The organism is Shewanella sp. 125m-7 (assembly GCF_052977045.1).
Genome location: NZ_JBRILQ010000068.1, coordinates 1 through 16585, shown reverse-complemented (window position 1 = coordinate 16585; position 16585 = coordinate 1). Strand labels below are relative to the sequence as shown.

Here is a 16585-nt window from a genome sequence, read left to right as displayed (position 1 = left end):
ATTATGATGTAGGGAACATCATTGACCATGTGATCACGACATTCGGACGTCCTGTCCAGCACCCGCTGCAGGCGATTAATAACTCTAAAGCGACAATTGAGAACTCGCTCCCCCGTAGCAACTACCCAAAAAATGTAATCAGCCTTCATTTGAAGGCAAACACGTTTTGGGGCAAAAGCAATTCACCACGGAGGACTCGGAGATCACGGAGAAGAGCCACAGCCGAGGCCAGTTAAGTTCTTCATCGTTAACTTTATCTTTAGCTTCGTGAACTTGGTGAAAGCGCAGCGCTCCGTGGTGAGATTAGTGCTTTGTAAAAAAAAGATGTAAATGCTAAATGTATGCGTTAGGTAAACACGTTTTGGGGCCTAAATGTTCCAGGCACAAAAAAGCCCGATTGCTCGGGCTTTCTGTTTCATAAAGCGATAAACACGCTCTATCAATAAGGTCTGTCAATTAAGTCTCTCAATTAGATAAGAGACAAGGTCTATAAAGATTAACCTTCGATACCTTTGCTTAATAGGAACTCATCGTAAGTCCCTTTAAAGTCATTCACGCCATCAGGGGTGATTTCAAGAATACGGTTAGCCAAAGATGATACGAATGCACGGTCATGGCTGACGAACATCAATGTACCTTCGTACTTTTCTAACGCGTTGTTCAATGACTCGATTGATTCCATATCCATGTGGTTGGTTGGTTCATCAAGTAGCAAGATGTTTGGCTTTTGCATAATGAGCTTACCAAACAACATACGACCCTTCTCACCACCAGACAGCACTTTAACTGACTTCTTAATGTCGTCTGAACCGAACAGCATACGGCCTAAGTAACCACGTACCGATTGATCATCATCTTCTGGTTTGCGCCACTGGCTCATCCATTCAAACAAGGTCATATCGTTAGCAAAGTCAGACTCGTGATCCTGTGCGTAATAACCGATTGCAGCGTTTTCAGACCATTGAATAGTGCCTGAATCTTGTGGAATGTCGTGTACTAAAGTACGTAACAGTGTTGTTTTACCCACACCGTTATGACCCAAAATTGCAATGCGCTCGCCTACTTCAGCAATAATGTTTAGATCTTTAAATAACTGAACATCAAACCCTTTAGTTAGATCTTCAACAATCAACGCGTTACGGAACAATTTCTTTTCTTGTTCGAAACGGATGAATGGGTTAACACGGCTAGACGCTTTAATTTCATCAAGCTTGATCTTATCGATTAACTTAGCACGTGATGTTGCTTGCTTAGCTTTAGATGCGTTAGCAGAGAAACGTGCAACGAAGCCTTGAAGTTCAGCAATTTGAGCCTTCTTCTTAGCATTGTCAGACATCAAGCGCTCGCGAGACTGCTGCGCTGCCATCATGTATTCGTCGTAGTTACCAGGGAATACGCGTATATCACCGTAATCCAAGTCAGCCATATGCGTACAAACTGAGTTCAAGAAATATCTATCGTGCGAGATGATAATCATGGTGCTGTTACGTTGGTTTAGCATCTCTTGCAACCAGCGAATGGTGTCGATGTCCAAGTTGTTGGTTGGTTCGTCAAGTAGCAGTACATCTGGATCTGAGAACAATGCCTGAGCCAATAGTACACGTAACTTAAAGCCTGGTGCGATTTCGCTCATTAGACCGAAATGTTGCTCAACACCAATACCCACGCCCATTAGTAATTCACCTGCGCGAGATTCAGCGGTATAACCGTCCATCTCAGCAAATTCCATTTCTAAATCAGCAACTTTAATACCATCTTCTTCAGTCATTTCTGGTAAAGAATAAATACGGTCGCGTTCTTGCTTCACTTTCCAAAGTTCAGCATGACCCATGATTACGGTATCAACAACGTTGAACTCTTCGTAACCAAACTGGTTCTGGCTCAACTTACCTAGACGTTCGTTCACGTCAAGTGATACGTTACCGCCAGTTGGCTCTAAATCACCAGCAAGGATCTTCATGAAGGTTGATTTACCACAACCGTTCGCGCCGATCAGACCGTATCTGTTTCCGCCGCCAAACTTAATTGAGATGTTTTCAAACAGTGGCTTAGCGCCAAACTGCATGGTGATATTAGCTGTAGTAATCAAAGTGACAATTCCGCTTTTGGTTATATGATTAACGTCATCATAGATAAAACAAAAGCCAATAATCTTGGTTCTAGTCTACCTAGCCCCAAGTTTACTGGCCGAAGGCCGCCGCAAACATGCACCGAACCCATAAAATTAAGCGCGATATTATAGCATTTTAGCCTAATTTATCAACTGCCAATGCACTGTTGCTGTGGATTTAAATGTATCAGGCTATTTAGTTTGCATAACAAGCAAACATAAGCCACACCAGCAAACAACGCATTGGCGGATTAAGCTTAATATCGCTTTGTTGATCGGATCACTTCAGTCTCTGTGATCGCAGACGATTAGCGTTACTCACCACAGTTAATGAAGACAATGCCATAGCGGCTCCCGCAATTACTGGGCTCAGTAACATGCCGGTAAAGGGGAATAATACCCCTGCTGCAATGGGGATCCCCAAGCTGTTATAAATAAAGGCACCAAATAAATTTTGCTTAATATTAGTCATGCTTGCTCGCGCTAGTGCTATGGTATCGTTAATCACCATTAGCCTTGCCGATAGCAGCGTAAAGTCGGCGCTTTCGATGGCAATTTCAGTGCCACTGCCCATGGCAAGTCCCACATCGGCGCTCATTAGCGCTGGCGCATCATTGATGCCGTCACCCACCATGGCGACCACTTCACCTGCTTGCTGTAATTCCCGAACCTTTTGCTGTTTTTGCTCCGGTAACACGTTGGCAAATACGGTTTCAATGCCCACTTTGTCAGCAACCGCTTGGGCCGTTAACTCATTGTCACCCGTTAACAGCACAAGCTTTAATCCCTGATTCTTCATTGCCAGCACGGCTTGAGCGGCATCGACTTTTATCGGGTCGGCTATTGCAATAATCGCCACTAGCATTTGCGCTTTTGCCACAAAAACGGGGGTCTTGCCTTGGCTCGCAAGCTCGGTAATTTGCTGCTGATACGCAGACAAGTCCTCGACTCCAGCTTGCTGCATCAAGCTCATATTACCCACGCTATAATGAGCTCCGGCGACAACACCTGTAATCCCCTTGCCTTGCATATTCGTGAAGCTATCTGGTTCAGTGAGCGCAACAGACTCTAATCCAATAGCCTTTAATCCAATAGACTGTAATTTAGCTTTACTAATAATGGCGCTGGCAAGCGGATGCTCAGAGTGTTGCTCTAAACTGGCCACGTCTCGAAGTAAATTGGCCTCATCTAATCTTGAGTCCAGCAGCACTATGTCGATGACTTCAGGTGTACCTTGAGTCACAGTACCCGTTTTATCAAGCACAACTGTGGTCACTTTACTGGCGGTTTGCAACGCTTCACCATTTCTCACCAGCACTCCCATTTGCGCCGCGCGGCCAACTGACACCATGATCGACATCGGCGTTGCTAAGCCTAATGCGCAGGGGCAAGCAATAATCAGCACGCTAGTCAGCACCACTAACGCGTGAGATAGCGCGGGCTGTGGCCCAAATAGATACCATATTAATGAGCTCACTATCGCGATAATGACAACCACTGGCACAAAATAAGCGGAAATTTTATCGGTTAAGCGCCCTATTGGCATTTTAGATATTTGGGCTTGCTGCACCAGCTCAATAATTTTGGCCAGCTTACTGTCTTCAACAACCGCAGTAACCTGATAAATAATGCTGCCATTACCGTTAACCGTACCCGCACTAACATTATCGCCTTGCTCTTTATGCACAGGAATAGGCTCTCCCGTTAGCATGGACTCATTGATAAGTGTCTGGCCAGTTAACACTTCACCATCTAATGCCACTCTGTCGCCTGGGCGCAGACGCACACGGTCACCAAGGATAAGTTGGTTAATTTCAACCTCTTCATCACCGCTATCAGATATGCGTATCGCCGTTGTTGCTTGTAAGCCAAGTAAACGCTGCACCGCTTCACTGGTTTTGCCTCTAGCGCGTAGCTCTAATGCATGGCCTAGATTAATTAAACCTAAGATCATCACGCTGGCTTCAAAATACACGTGCCGCGTATCGGCAGGAAACCACTGCGGCGCAGTCACCACCATCATCGAATAGATCCAAGCGGCGCTCGTGCCTAAAGCAATAAGCGTATCCATATTGGCGCTTTTAGCCTTAATGGCACGCCACATACCTTGATAAAAATGCCGTCCAGTGAGCACCATCACCAGCAAGGTAATCCCCCCAACAACGCCCCATGCTACTTGCTGACTGGCATTGTTAACCATCATCTCGCCGCCCAGTAATCCCCATAACATCAATGGAACACCAAGCCCTAGACCGATAGCGGCTTGCAGCATCCGAAGACGATATTCTTTAGCTTCATCTTCACCTTTTTGCGCTGCGGCGCTTTGCGCATCGATGACCAGCTCACTGTCGTAGCCGACACTGCTGATAATATCGATAGCTTGTTTCGCTGAGATCTCACCTGACACTAGGACTAATTTGTCGGCTAAATTCACCCTTGCCGATAAACTCTGGCTATTGCCATCGCTCGGGTCTTGATTAACTTTGTCGAATGCGGACTCAATCTTTGCGACACAACTAGCGCAACTCATTTTGGGCACGTACAGATTGATATTAGCCATGAGAATATTCCCCGATTTGTTTCTTGATGAAACTAAGCGTAATGTCTCCTATAAGGGGAGAGTCAAACCGAATTATGATTTTATTATAGAGGCTGAGTATTAATGAAGATTGGTGAAGTGGCAAAACTTACAGGTTTATCGGTAAAGAGCATCCGTTACTACCATGATATTGACTTAGTGGTCGCTCAAAGAGGAGAAAATGGCTATCGTGAATACAGCGACAATGCCGTTAACGCGCTGCAGTTTATTCAACACTGTCGAGCATTAGGCTTTACGCTCGAAGATTGCAAAGCCTTACTTAAACTTCAAAATAACACCCACCGAAGTGCGGAAGATGTAAAAGAGCTCGTCTCGCATCACCTGCATGATATCGAGTTACGCATTAGCAAACTCACCGTGTTACGAGAGCAACTTTCACAGCTAATCCATGACTGCCATGGCGGCGAACAACCCGACTGCGCTATATTAAAAGGTCTGGGAGAAACGGGGACAAGCCACTAGCTGACAGTAGATTTATCTCTGTAAGACTCCCACCACATCAACGCCTGCGCAGATTTTCGATGTTATCAATGGCCAAAGCAGGAAGGCTGCCCGCTGGCGTAAAGCCAAATATTTGCCCGTAAAATGATAATTCAGCCTCTAACGCCTGTTTCTTACTTTGAGGTGAGACTCTGTTTGCCGCGTCATCATTAAATTCAAGATAGGCCACTGGGATACCTTTATTCTTTACCGCTTGATAAATGATCTGCGATTGTTTCGCCGGAATAAGCGAGTCATTGACCCCTTGAATAAGCAGTAAAGGTTCATTCACCCCTTTAAGGTTATACATAGCTGAACGCTGTTTATAGTTCTGCATATTACCCAGTAAGCGTTTCAAGTAACGCGACTCAAACTTATGCGCATGGCGTTTAAACTCTTCCATGTCACTAATCCCTGAATAACTGACGCCAGCGCCAAAGGTACTGTAAAAAGCCACTGACGATAGTGCAGTAAACCCACCAGCACGGTTACCACGAATGGCTAATTTACGTCCGTCAACATCGCCACGGTTCACCAAAAAACCTGCCGCTCTCACCGCATCTTTGACATCAGACTTGCCCCAATTTTCGTATAGACTATTGCGGTAATCTCGGCCGAAACCTGTACTACCACGGTAGTTAACATCAAAAACGGCAAAGCCACGACTTGTCCAATATTGAATATCGCGCCTAAATGCGCGGCTCGCCTTAGCCGTTGGGCCAGAATGAAGCATCATCACTAACGGCGGTTCTTGATTTTGTGGCCCCTGAAACTTAGGGTTTTTAGGACGATATAAGTAACCGTAAGCAGTTTGATCACCCTCGGTTTTAAAGGCGACACTTTCGGCTCTAGAAATATAGTGAGGATCCATAACCGATATGCCAGGCGTGTAGACTAGCTGGGCCGCGCGGCCCTGTACTTTGTAAATCCCCTTTTCAGGCGTCTCTTTGGCACCAACAAACAGCACTTCATTTTGATACTGAGCCACGTATGAGATCTCAGCAAAATCTACCGCAATAGCCTCGGTTATGCCGCTAACGGTTTCAATACGAATAAGTTGAGCTTGTCCTTCATGGTTAAAACTGGCAATCAAGCTATGCTCATTTTCAAACGCGTAATTAGTTTGGCCAAGCTTCCAATCCGCAACCGCAAACTCTGCGGCTTTTTCTAATACAATTTCAGGCTCAAACTGTGCATTTAAGCGATAAATATTCCACCAGTTATTAAAATCGGCCACGAAATAAAGCTGCCCAGTAGGGCTAAACAAAGGTTGAGTGATTGCCCCTTGCTGCTTGGTGTTAATTTGCCTTGGATTAACAATAGCGCCTTTGGGATCAATATCTGCTAGCCATAGTTGAGTTTCATCCCATGGCATATTTGGATGGTTCCATGACACCCACGCTAACTGAGTTTGATCAGGAGACAACACTGGCTTGGCGTAAAAGTCGCCACCGGTCACTAAACTTGTGCCTTCATCGGCATAACTTAAATTGATGCCAACCAAACTGTTGACGGGCTCACCTTGGGCCCGATGATCTTCCCGGATACAAATAAGCCGAGAAGCTTTCGGATTTTCAATACAGCCAGCATGACGTGTGGCGTTAGGTGTAAGAGCAAAAGGGGCTTGATTTGGCGCGATACGATATAAGATTTGATCGGAAGATTTGGTTGCAAATAGGCTATGACCTATTGCCACAAACGGCGCCCCCCCATACTCATGAACTTTACTACGAATATTAAAGTTCGACGACACCACTTTATTTAAAGAGCCATCAAGATCAATACGGTAAACGCCCTTTTTACCCTCATTGTTCGCATTAGACTGAACAAAGTAAATCCCCTGAGTAGTCGCGCGAACATCACTAATATCATCCGCTAAATCGTAAACATCTTCAGGTGTAACTGGAGACTCCCAGCTGCCGTATTCAGCCACCGTAATCCCGTCAGCAAGTGTTGTAGCTGCTATTATTTCTTTTTGCTCTGGCGCTTCGCTGCACCCAAAAAGTGCAAATAAGCAAACGGTCGACAACATGGCTGATTTAAATACTGACATTGTGCCCCATTAACGCGATGTTATTAGCATTGAACTCATGGTACTGCACCCTACTTTCTCGTCCATTTATGGGTAAACCAACGGATCACACCCAGCTGTTTTTTCTGAGTTAAACCAAAAAAGATACACACCCAAGGTGAAAGCAAAATATACCAAGGAATAGCCGCTGTACTTCTGCCCGATAAAAGTAAGTAAAAAAAACCAAAATAGATCACTAATAGACCGACACAACCTACAACCAACATCATTAACTTTGTCGCCCTTTCAAGCTTATCCATTTTGTCCCCCTATTCCTTTTATCATGGTGCTATTATGACCTAATGCTAAGCGATTGTTCAAATGCGGTATTAGCCGCATAAAAAAACGGGCCACAGCCCGTTTTTATCTTTTACTTTAAAGCGAGATTACAAGCGAATGCCACCGTCGATTTCAAACTCACGGCCATTTACCCAGCCGTTTACATGGTCGTTTACATGGTCGTTTGCATGGTCGTTTGCAATGATAAAACGTACTATTGAAGCGTTCTCTTGTACCAGACCTAAACTTACAAGCGAATGCCACCATCGATTTCAAATACGCGGCCGTTTACATAGTCATTTTCAATGATAAAACGGACCGTCGATGCTATCTCTTCTGCTTGACCCAAACGCCCTACAGGTACCATTTTCTCTAAACGCTCTAGGGCTTCAGGCTTCATAGCCGCCGTCATTTCAGTTTCAATCACGCCTGGCGCCACTGCAGCACTACGGATATTGTAACGCGCAAGCTCTTTTGCCCAACCTACGCTCATTGCCGCCACGCCAGCTTTCGATGCGGCGTAGTTTGTTTGGCCAACATTACCTGCTTTTGCAAGACTTGAGATATTGATTATCACCCCTTCTTGATTAGTCTCAATCATTGCTGCCGCCGCTTCACGACCACACAAGAATGACCCTGTTAGGTTAACGTTAATCACTGACTGGAATTGCTCGAATGACATACGGTCAAACACTTGGCCTTCTTTGGCTTTTAGTAACAAACCATCACGCAGGATCCCCGCGTTATTAATCAGTACGTTGACCTGACCAAAATCTTCTTTGATAAATTGAAAAGTCGCAAATACATCTTCTTCATCGGTAATATCTACCGCATAACCTTGCACTTCAGTGCTGGCGCCAATGTTTGCACAGGCTTTTTCCAACTTCTCTTGGTCCATATCGATAAGTGCTAGCTTGGCACCTGCGGCCGCTAAATTCTCCGCCATGGCGTAACCTAGTCCACCCGCACCACCAGTAATAACAACAACCTTATCTTTTAAATCCATTGGGTCACCCTTTGTTTTTTATCTGTTCTGACTGAGCAAATAGCTCAAAAATACTCGAAAAATCACGCTTACCATTACCTTGCTTCGCATGATTCACATAAAGACTGCGCGCTAATGCGCCCATTGGCGTGCTTGAATTGGATAACAGCGCCGCCTCTTGAGATAGCCCTAAATCTTTCACCATCAAGTCAACCATAAAGCCGCCTTGATAATCGTTGGACGAAGGGACTGACGCCATTACATCAGGGCATGGATTATATTTATCTAACGTCCAATTGCCACCACTACTGACTTTCATAATATCGGAAAGCACCTTTGGGTCTAACCCATGATCGATTCCCATCTGTAGCGACTCTGACGTGCCAACCATCAATACCGACAGCAGCATATTATTACATATCTTAGCCACTTGCCCAGCGCCAGGACCGCCCGCGTGGAAGATATTACCACCCATAGCATTTAATGCACCTTGTGCTTGTTCAAACGCACTATCACTGCCACCACAAATAAAAGTCAAGCTACCCGCCGCTGCGCCCGCGGTGCCGCCAGAGACTGGCGCATCGATAAACTCTAAGCCTTTATTGGCGGCGTGCTTAGCGACAAAACGTGCACTGTCAGCATCAATCGTTGAGCAATCGATAAGCAGCGTTCCAGCAGCAACTACGTCGATTAAGCCTTTGCTTTGGCTAGAAATCGAATCATCGCTTACATAAAGACTACGCACATGCTTACCTGCCGGCAACATAGTGACCACTATGTCTGCACCCGCCGCCGCGCCACAAGCGCTAGTCGCGGTGAGTGCGCCTTGTTCCGCTAGGGCCTGCATTGCCGCAGGCACTAGATCAAACACTTTAACGGTAAAACCCGCTTTAATCAGGTTAGCCGCCATTGGGCCGCCCATGTTTCCTAAACCAATAAATGCAACAGTACTCATTATTCGCTCCAGCTCACTTTAGTTAGTGCTTGGTACTCATCCCTATTAGCGGCTTATACCGCTCGCGTTTATCTATCATTGTGGCTGCTATAAAAAGTGGCAGCCTAGCTCTACACAGTTAAAGCCAAAGCTAAAAGTTAATCCATATCGTTAAGTGGGTGATGCCCCTCGTCCCAAGGTGATTGCAACAAATCTTGGGCGTAACCTTGTGGTATAGACGCAATATCTGTAAACAACCACTGAGGATTACGATCTTTATCGATTAGTAAGGCGCGTACACCCTCGCTAAAATCCGCCTTGGCGCAGCAATTAACACTTAAGCCAAGCTCTAATTTGAAGCACTCTGCTAAGCTCAGCTCTTTACCCAAAATGTCATTCAGCTTTGATTGTAAATACACTAAATTTAAGCTTATTGGACTACCTGCTAACAAGGTTTTTAACGCCTTAGCTAACCAAGGGCGCTCAGCTAAAATAGTGGCATCTAATGCGGTAACACGAGAGATGATTTCTTCGAGTGAGCCCGCCATTAACCTATCGATTAACTGCTGCTCTTGCTCCAGCTGACTCTTAGCCAGTGGCGCGTTAACGTCCAAATTCATCAGCTCCAGCAGATTATCCAGCACTTGATGATTATCAATACTCGAGTCAGTCCAAGCCAGGTTGCAAAGTGCAGCTAACAATGTCTGTTTATCATCATGATTAAGGTAGTGGTTACCAATGCCAACATAGAGGGCATCTGCGCCGCTCATGTTATAAGCGGTCATCCCTAAAAATAGCCCCGACTTGCCCGGCATTCGATTTAAGAAGTAACTACCGCCGACATCAGGGTATAAACCTATCGTCACTTCAGGCATAGCAATACGCGAACGCTCAGTTACAACCCGGTGGCTTGCACCGACCATCAGCCCTAGACCGCCGCCCATAACAATGCCATCGCCCCACACTAGTAGCGGTTTGCCAAAGCAGTGCAATAGGTAATCAAGCTCATACTCTTGTTTAAAAAACTCGGTGGCAGTGTCGGTGATCTCACCAGGTGATTTAACCGATGCTTGATAAATAGCGCGTACATCACCACCAGCGCAAAAGGCTTTTTCTCCTGCGCCATCGAGCATAACGGCGACAATATTGTCATCATGACGCCATGTATTGAGCTGTGCGGTTAACGCTTGCACCATATTGAGATTAAGCGCGTTGAGCGCTTTTTCGATATTAAGTGTCGCCACGCCGATTTGCTTACCGGCATCAGTGACGAATGTGCGAAACAGTACTTGATCATCGCAATCATTTATCGCGTTATCTTTTTGCATCGTTAGCGCGCTCATTAGCCGTTCTTCCAATTCGCTTTACGCTTATTCAAAAAGGCGTTAACCCCTTCAGCTTGATCTGCCGTATCAAACAGATTTGCAAACAGCTCACGCTCTAACGGCAAAGCCTCTGCACGCGGCATACTGCGGCCTGCTTGCACCAGGGTTTTGCATGCCTTAACACTGCTTGGGCTTTGATTAGCCACTTTTTCAGCTAACGCCATCGCAGCATTAAAAGCATTTCCTTGAACCACAACTTCTTCGACTAGGCCAATCTTCTCGGCTTTTTCTGCACTGATGCGCTCACCACATAAAATCATCCGCTTAGCCCACCCTTCGCCGACAAGCGCGGTTAGGTTTTGTGTGCCCCCCGCACAAGGCAGCAGGCCAACGGTGGCTTCTGGTAGCGCCAATTGAGCTTGCTGTTCACAAATACGTAAGTCGCAAGCAAGCGCCACTTCTAAACCGCCGCCCATGGCATAACCATTAATGGCCGCAATAGACACGCCGCGAAATGCGCTTAAGGTTTCAAAGGCTTCACCGAAATAACGCGCCATCTCAGCTGCGTTTTGCTTATCGCCGTCTGCAAATAGCTTTAAGTCAGCACCTGCTGAGAAGAACTTTTGCCCTTCACCGGTGATCACTAAGGCGTAAACCTCTTTATTTTCATTAAGCGCTAATACTTTGTGTTTTAACTCTTGTAAGCTCTCTGCCGTCCAAGTATTGGCTGGCGGATTATTCATGCTGATCACGGCCGTATGGCCAACGATGCGCTCGATTAATAAAGACTTTTGTTGTTCAACTGACGGCTTTGGTTCTATAGACATAGTCACTCCTTTTACAAAACTGAAATCAATTTAAATGGGTCAAACTTAGAAGCCATATAAAACCTGGCTTATAAAATGGCCCCGGCATTGTCATCTAACAAACGACGCGAGATGATCAAGCGCATGATTTCGTTAGTTCCCTCTAAAATTTGATGGACTCGTACATCACGCACGTAACGTTCTAGTGGATATTCTCGGATATATCCATAACCACCATGAATTTGCAGCGCGGCATCACATACCTGAAAACCGATATCGGTAGCAAAGCGTTTGGCCATGGCGCAATAAGCCGTGGCTTCTGCATCTTGCTGGTCTAACTTAAATGCCGCTAAACGCACCAATTGACGCGCTGCGACAAGCTCAGTTGCCATGTCAGCAAGTTTAAATTGCAGCGCCTGAAATGCGGCTAAGGGCTTACCAAACTGCTTACGCTCATTCATGTATTGTGTAGCACGCTCGAGTGCGGCTTGTGCGGTCCCGATTGAGCAAGTGGCGATATTGATGCGCCCGCCATCAAGGCCCTTCATGGCAAAGGTAAAGCCTTGGCCCTCTTCGCCAAGTAGATAACTTACAGGGACGCGGACATTGTCAAAGGTAATTTGCCTCGTTGGCTGCGCGTTCCAGCCCATCTTATGCTCCGCTTTACCGTAAATAACCCCTGCTGCATCGGCGGGTACAACTATCGCCGAGATCCCTTTAGGGCCAGCTTCCCCTGTGCGGCACATCACCACTAATAGCTCGGTTGCACCCGCGCCAGAGATAAACACTTTGGAACCTGAAATAACGTACTCGTCACCCTCACGCACCGCTTTGGTTTGCAAGGATGCTGCGTCGCTACCCGCCCCCGGCTCGGTTAAGCAATAAGATGCGAGCTTCTCACCCGTGGTTAATGATTCAGACCACTCCTGGCGCAAGCTTTCAGAGCCAAAACTGGTGACCATCCAAGTGGCCATATTATGAATGGTTAGCATGGCAGTGGTTGCTGTACACCCCATGGCAAGTTGCTCAAAAATAATGGATGAATCTAAGCGAGATAAGCCCATTCCACCTTCTGACTCAGGCGAATACAGCGAACAAAAACCAAGCTCACCGGCTTTTTGGATCACATCTTTGGGAAAGTGATGCTCTTCATCCCACTTGGCTGCAAAAGGTGCCAGCTCCTCTTTAGCAAACTGCTCGGCAAGTTCTGCGAATTGGCGTTGGTCGTCATTCAGATTGAAATCCATCTGGGTACTCCTATTTGTTCGGTCAATTGCCCCTGCTCTAGGTTCTAGGTTCCAGGTTCTAGGTTCTAGGTTCTAGGTTCTAGGTCTGCACCATCAAGCAAAGGCTTTGGATCTTTACTAACGGCGCTCCTTTCGAGTCGCTACCGCTGCAGACCTCTATTCGTTATTTGTTGTGATAGCTCTTGTATTAGCTTTTTTACTCGCTACAGCCTGCGCTTATCCGTTAACAGCTGACTCAAAAAAGTAGCCGTTAACGAACATTGCCCCCGCCATAAGTCAAAATCTCATGGGTGGCAATAAAGCGTATTACTTAAGCTCAATCGTCATGTTTGGCGCCGATGCCACCGCAATATCTGATTCAAACCAACGCGCAGTAATGGTTTTAGTCTCAGTATAAAAGCGAACCGCTTGCTTACCATAAGCATGCTGATCGCCATAGAAACTGCCTTTCCAGCCAGTAAACGAGAAGAAAGGTAATGGCACTGGAATTGGGACGTTAATGCCGACCTGGCCAACTTCAATCTCATGCTGATATTTACGTGCTGCGGCGCCGCTAGCCGTAAAGATGGAAGTACCGTTGCCGTATGGGCTGTCATTAACAATCGCTATCGCCTCGTCAAGGGTTTCGGCGTTCATACAACACAGTACAGGGCCGAAGATCTCTTCTTTATAAATTCTCATATCGGTGGTGACATTATCGAACATAGTCGGCCCCACCCAGTTACCCGACTCATAACCCTCGACGGTAAAGTCGGTGCCATCGAGCAAGCAATCAGCGCCCTCTTCCTTACCTTTTGCAATTAAACTGACTACACGCTGCTTAGCGGCGGGGCTGATCACCGGGCCATAAGCCGCCTCTTTGTCATCCCAAAGACCTGGCTTAACCTTGGCTATCGCCTCTTTAAGCTCTGGGATCCACTCTTTTGCCGCTCCCACAAACACCGCAACAGAAAGCGCCATACAGCGCTGACCGGCAGCGCCTACAGATGCGCCAACCAAGTTATTAATCACTTGCTGCTTGTTGGCATCAGGCATAATGACGCAGTGGTTTTTAGCGCCTGCAAACGCTTGTACCCGCTTTAAGTTATCGGTGCCGGTTTTGTAGATGTATTGGCCCACATTCACCGAGCCTACAAATGAAATCGCTTTAACATCTGGGTGAGTCAGTAGAATATCCACAGCCGTTTTATCGCCATGAACCAGCTGCACTACGCCTTTTGGTGCGCCCGCCTCTTCAAATAGCTCGATAAGACGCTGCGGCGTCATTGGATCTTGCTCCGACGGTTTAAGGATAAAGGTGTTACCGCAAGCAATTGCTAAGGGGTACATCCACAGAGGGATCATCGCAGGGAAGTTAAATGGGGTAATACCTGCGCAAACACCCAGTGGCTGGGTATAACTGTAGGTGTCGATTGAACGCGCCACGTTTTCAACGGTTTCGCCCATCATCATAGAGGCAATATTGCAGGCATGCTCAGCCACTTCGATGCCACGCCATACATCGCCCTTGGCATCATCAAACGTCTTACCGGTTTCTTGGGCTAAGATAGTGGCAATTTCGTCGTGATGTTGTTTTAAAAGGTGCTGATATCTAAGCATCACACGAGCACGCTCTGAAACAGGCACCTCTTTCCAGCTTTGAAATGCTTGCTTTGCGCTGGCAACGGCACTTAATACTTCGGCATCGACCGCGGCATTAACCACTGCGATGGTTTCATTATTGGCTGGATTGGTCACCGCTATTTGCTTGTCGCCTTGGCCCAATACCCATTCACCGTTGATGTAATGCTTCACTTGAATTGTCATATCGCTTCCTAATTTGGCAATGCCTGTGTTATTGGCTATTGCAAAATGATGATTAAACTTGGCCAGATTTTTATGTTGGCTTTATCGGCATCATTGCCGATAAAGCCTTGGTCCTCAGTTCAATACTGTCTTGTTGAATCTTCTTTCTTTAAATTACGTTTTATTAAATAAGTCTTGTTAAATTCAGTCTTATTAGCGGTTTATAAACTAAATGCTGTCGTTTATCTTTTATTGTCGCAGCAAAGCCTTATAGCTCAATCGCCATGGCTGTCGCTTCGCCACCACCAATACACAGTGATGCCACGCCGCGTGTAAGTCCGCGCGCTTTAAGGGCATAAATGAGCGTTACCAGCAAACGTGCTCCCGAACAACCAATTGGATGACCTAGTGCACAAGCGCCGCCATTCACATTGACTTTGCTGGCATCGAGTTCAAGCTCTGAAATGGCCAACATGGTCACCATGGCAAAGGCTTCATTGATCTCATACAGATCCACCTCATCTTTACCCCAACTGACTTTGTCGAGCAGTTTGTTCATGGCGCCAACAGGTGCGGTGGTAAACATTGAAGGCTCTTGCGCGTGAGTGGTATGACCCTTAATGGTCGCCATGACATCGAGCCCTAGTTCAGTTGCTTTAGCACGCGTCATCAGCATCAGCGCTGCGGCGCCATCTGAAATTGAACTTGAATTTGCGGCAGTTATGGTGCCGTCTTTAGCGAATGCCGGGCGAAGTGTTGGGATTTTATCTGGGCGGGCGTTACCCGGCTGTTCATCGATATCAATAACTGTGTCGCCGCGACGATTAGAAACGGTGACTGGCGAAATCTCATCGTTAAATGCACCTGAGTTAATGGCGTTACTGGCTTTTTCCAGTGAACTGAGCGCAAAGCTATCCATCTGCTCTCGGGTTAACTTAAAGTCATCAGCCGTATTTTGTGCAAATGTGCCCATCGCGCCACCCGTGTAGGCGTCTTCAAGACCATCGAGGAACATGTGGTCCAGCACTTTGCCGTGCCCCATACGCATACCGCTGCGGGCTTTATCGAGTAAATATGGTGCTTGGCTCATGCTTTCCATACCACCAGCGATCACGACACTAGCACTGCCCGCTTTAATTAAATCATGGGCTAGCATGACGGTTTTCATCCCTGAGCCACACACTTTATTAACGGTCGTCGCGCCAACAGATAACGGCAGCTCAGCACCTAATGTTGCTTGACGAGCTGGTGCTTGGCCAAGACCGGCTGGCAATACACAGCCCATCAACACTTCATCAACTAAATCGCCTGCAAGTCCGCTTTGCTGCATCAAGCCCTTAATCGCTGTTGCCGCGAGCTTTGGCGCTGCAACACTCGATAATGCACCTTGGAACCCGCCCATAGGGGTGCGCTTTGCTGCAACAATAACAATATCTTGGTCTGACTGAACTGAACTCATAATTACTCCGGTAATACGCTAGTTAACCTTTATTAGAACGAGTCTAAAGCCGCTCTATCTGTAGGGGCTGCAGCTTTGCTGATTGACTGTTCTCAGGTTATCGCCTAGCTAACATAAGTGTGATCTTGCTCAATATTTAACACTGTGACGTTTACGCGAACGTAAAGCAAGGCTTGATTGGTCAAACATCTATCAAAGTATGAGGCGGAGTTGTCACATAGAATTTACACGAAGGTAACGACTACCGGATAAGCGAGAAGTTATTGCTACAGCCGCTAAAGTAGCTGTTGAAGTAATAGCGTCCTAGGCTAAGGAAACTACATGAAAGCGAATGATTGCAGCTTGGCTCTTGCTCTTGCTCTTGCTCTTGCTCTTGCAAATGAAAGAAGTGATAAAAAAAGCCGATACGCTATCGCTGTATCGACTGTTTGTGTCTGGAACACTTATGTCAGATTGCCAGGGATGGCAAGAATCTGACCTTGTGTCTGGAACACTTATGTCAGAT

The 16585-nt window shown here is 46.5% G+C and carries 12 protein-coding genes; 1 reads left to right on the top strand and 11 read right to left on the bottom strand.

Going from position 1 to position 16585, the window contains the following annotated elements; genetic code table 11:
- Positions 1–496: 496 nt before the first annotated feature.
- Entirely contained in the window at positions 497–2089 is a 1593-nt protein-coding gene (locus tag ACVBIL_RS19845; protein WP_447168666.1) for an ABC-F family ATPase, read from the bottom strand.
- Positions 2090–2390: 301 nt separating this feature from the next.
- On the bottom strand, positions 2391–4670 hold the full coding sequence (locus tag ACVBIL_RS19840; RefSeq protein ID WP_447168665.1) for a heavy metal translocating P-type ATPase: 2280 nt from the start codon (positions 4668–4670) through the stop codon (positions 2391–2393).
- Between the two features lie 102 nt (positions 4671–4772).
- On the opposite strand from ACVBIL_RS19840, the gene ACVBIL_RS19835 reads away from it, so the two are divergent.
- Complete coding sequence (locus tag ACVBIL_RS19835; protein WP_447168664.1) at positions 4773–5171, top strand: MerR family DNA-binding protein; 399 nt, start codon at positions 4773–4775, stop codon at positions 5169–5171.
- 37 nt (positions 5172–5208) lie between these two features.
- Here ACVBIL_RS19835 and ACVBIL_RS19830 read toward each other — a convergent pair whose 3' ends face one another.
- The 9 genes from ACVBIL_RS19830 to ACVBIL_RS19790 form a co-directional block, all read right to left on the bottom strand.
- Positions 5209–7242 (bottom strand): S9 family peptidase, encoded by a 2034-nt coding sequence (locus tag ACVBIL_RS19830; RefSeq protein ID WP_447168663.1) that lies wholly within the window; start codon positions 7240–7242, stop codon positions 5209–5211.
- Positions 7243–7292: 50 nt separating this feature from the next.
- Positions 7293–7520 carry a hypothetical protein gene (locus ACVBIL_RS19825; RefSeq protein WP_447168662.1) on the bottom strand — a complete coding sequence of 76 codons (228 nt, stop codon included), beginning with the start codon at positions 7518–7520 and terminating at the stop codon, positions 7293–7295.
- A 266-nt stretch (positions 7521–7786) separates the two neighbouring features.
- Complete coding sequence (locus ACVBIL_RS19820; protein ID WP_447168661.1) at positions 7787–8545, bottom strand: SDR family oxidoreductase; 759 nt, start codon at positions 8543–8545, stop codon at positions 7787–7789.
- Positions 8546–8549: 4 nt separating this feature from the next.
- Entirely contained in the window at positions 8550–9479 is a 930-nt protein-coding gene (mmsB, locus tag ACVBIL_RS19815) for a 3-hydroxyisobutyrate dehydrogenase (protein WP_447168660.1), read from the bottom strand.
- Between the two features lie 137 nt (positions 9480–9616).
- The gene (locus tag ACVBIL_RS19810; RefSeq protein ID WP_447168659.1) at positions 9617–10801 is read right to left on the bottom strand and encodes an enoyl-CoA hydratase/isomerase family protein; all 1185 of its coding nucleotides are present in this window, start codon (positions 10799–10801) and stop codon (positions 9617–9619) included.
- Positions 10801–11610 carry an enoyl-CoA hydratase gene (locus ACVBIL_RS19805; protein WP_447168658.1) on the bottom strand — a complete coding sequence of 270 codons (810 nt, stop codon included), beginning with the start codon at positions 11608–11610 and terminating at the stop codon, positions 10801–10803. The genes ACVBIL_RS19810 and ACVBIL_RS19805 overlap by 1 nt, the downstream gene beginning before the upstream one ends.
- A 68-nt stretch (positions 11611–11678) precedes the next feature.
- Complete coding sequence (locus ACVBIL_RS19800) at positions 11679–12836, bottom strand: acyl-CoA dehydrogenase family protein (protein ID WP_447168657.1); 1158 nt, start codon at positions 12834–12836, stop codon at positions 11679–11681.
- A gap of 306 nt (positions 12837–13142) precedes the next feature.
- Complete coding sequence (locus ACVBIL_RS19795) at positions 13143–14642, bottom strand: CoA-acylating methylmalonate-semialdehyde dehydrogenase (RefSeq protein WP_447168656.1); 1500 nt, start codon at positions 14640–14642, stop codon at positions 13143–13145.
- A 247-nt stretch (positions 14643–14889) separates the two neighbouring features.
- Positions 14890–16080: a thiolase family protein gene (locus tag ACVBIL_RS19790; RefSeq protein ID WP_447168655.1), complete on the bottom strand. Its 1191-nt coding sequence runs from the start codon at positions 16078–16080 to the stop codon at positions 14890–14892.
- Between the last annotated feature and the right edge of the window lie 505 nt (positions 16081–16585).

Coding starts and splice junctions, on each gene's coding strand:
- ACVBIL_RS19840 (WP_447168665.1), bottom strand. CDS start 4,670: ATGGCTAATATCAATCTGTACGTGCCCAAAATGAGTTGCGCTAGTTGT.
- ACVBIL_RS19835 (WP_447168664.1), top strand. CDS start 4,773: ATGAAGATTGGTGAAGTGGCAAAACTTACAGGTTTATCGGTAAAGAGC.
- ACVBIL_RS19830 (WP_447168663.1), bottom strand. CDS start 7,242: ATGTCAGTATTTAAATCAGCCATGTTGTCGACCGTTTGCTTATTTGCA.
- ACVBIL_RS19825 (WP_447168662.1), bottom strand. CDS start 7,520: ATGGATAAGCTTGAAAGGGCGACAAAGTTAATGATGTTGGTTGTAGGT.
- ACVBIL_RS19820 (WP_447168661.1), bottom strand. CDS start 8,545: ATGGATTTAAAAGATAAGGTTGTTGTTATTACTGGTGGTGCGGGTGGA.
- mmsB (WP_447168660.1), bottom strand. CDS start 9,479: ATGAGTACTGTTGCATTTATTGGTTTAGGAAACATGGGCGGCCCAATG.
- ACVBIL_RS19810 (WP_447168659.1), bottom strand. CDS start 10,801: ATGAGCGCGCTAACGATGCAAAAAGATAACGCGATAAATGATTGCGAT.
- ACVBIL_RS19805 (WP_447168658.1), bottom strand. CDS start 11,610: ATGTCTATAGAACCAAAGCCGTCAGTTGAACAACAAAAGTCTTTATTA.
- ACVBIL_RS19800 (WP_447168657.1), bottom strand. CDS start 12,836: ATGGATTTCAATCTGAATGACGACCAACGCCAATTCGCAGAACTTGCC.
- ACVBIL_RS19795 (WP_447168656.1), bottom strand. CDS start 14,642: ATGACAATTCAAGTGAAGCATTACATCAACGGTGAATGGGTATTGGGC.
- ACVBIL_RS19790 (WP_447168655.1), bottom strand. CDS start 16,080: ATGAGTTCAGTTCAGTCAGACCAAGATATTGTTATTGTTGCAGCAAAG.